The organism is Pseudomonas sp. CFBP2511, from assembly GCF_030209255.1.
GTDB classification, from domain to species: Bacteria; Pseudomonadota; Gammaproteobacteria; order Pseudomonadales; family Pseudomonadaceae; genus Aquipseudomonas; species Aquipseudomonas avellanae.
On the sequence record NZ_JARVSI010000005.1, the window covers coordinates 1 to 1,303 of the forward strand.

The 1,303-nt window shown below is 55.7% G+C and carries 1 protein-coding gene; it reads right to left on the minus strand.

Features of this window, described 5'->3' with window-relative positions; all coding sequences use genetic code 11:
* A partial coding sequence (locus tag QRN38_RS04655; protein WP_122223298.1) for a type VI secretion system Vgr family protein occupies positions 1-1,283 on the minus strand: 1,283 nt, incomplete at its 3' end.
* Between the last annotated feature and the right edge of the window lie 20 nt (positions 1,284-1,303).

The following is a 1,303-nucleotide window of genomic DNA, read 5'->3' on the forward strand; positions in this document are numbered from 1 at the left end:
GCGCTGGGCATGGCCACCCTCAGCCACGTGGTGCCCTGCGGAAGGCTGTCGCCGCGCTGCCAGTGGAATCTGATCTGGATGCGCGCCAGTTCATCGGTAAACACCTCTTCGCCCTGTGGCCCGACCACAATGGCAGTATGTGGACCATGGATCAGCGGGCGGGGCACGGTGATCGGATGGCGATACGGAATCTTGTGACGAATGCACTCAAACTCGTTTGTGTAGCCTGCGTCTTCATCCGAGAGGTAATTGTTGCAGCCCTCGTGCCTGACCGATAACAGCAGAAAACGGCGATCTTCGGCAGAACCGCGGTCGTGATCAAAGTGCTGGGTCAATTCAAAGGTATGGCCGGGGTACATGGCGCGGCAGTTACTGTGGCCGGTGAATGTCTTGCCCTGCACTTCAATCGCTTCAAGGCGCTGACGCACCAGATGTTCGCCGTCAGCGAACGTGCCGTGGCTGTAGTGATCGAGGAAGTCATACACTTCGTACGATTCGACGTTGCCCTGCTCGTTGAGGCTGGGCATACCCACAGGCAACTGATTACGCGGTTGCTTGTAATCGTATGTCTGAATGGACATGCGCCCTGATTGCAGGCGTCGGTGGCTGCTCCATTCAGTAATCGAGTCTGAAGTCTCGGTCACGGACGCCGTGTGATAACGGATTTGCGGCTGTTGTGGCAGCGGCACGAGGTCGCGCGAGTGATCAAGAATGATTAGCGTGTGCTTTTCTTTATCGTGATCAAAATAGAAGAACAACCCTTCGTGTTCCAGCAGTCGCAGAACAAATGTCAGGTCGCTTTCACGGTATTGCGTGATGTAGCTGTGCGTCTTGAGAGGCTGGCTGAGTTGAAACTCAAAGTCGGGCAATGCGCCGTAGGCTTCAAATACCGTGCGTATAACGGCTTCGATGGTCTGTTCCTGGAAAATCCGCGAGTCGATACGCCGCGAGAGCATCCATAGCCAAGGACTGAGTGTGGCGCTGTAGCGGGCCAGGCCGCCGTCACTGCCTTGCAGGCTGAACGCACTGATATAGCCATTGATGTAGCGCGCTTCGCCGGTGGCCAGTTCTATCGCCAATTGCGCCGGCTGGCCGATCTGCGACTTGAGCTCAATGCCCGCATCGCGGCTGATCATCGACAACTCAAAGCTGAACAGTTCGGACAGGCATTCGGTGCCGGTAAACTTTTCCAGCAACAGTTCCTGTTCGTCTCGGGCAACGGTCGACAACTTGATCAGGCGACGGTTTTGTGGCGCGAATACAGCCGTTAGATCCTTTAACATTGTTGCTCCGATATAAAACC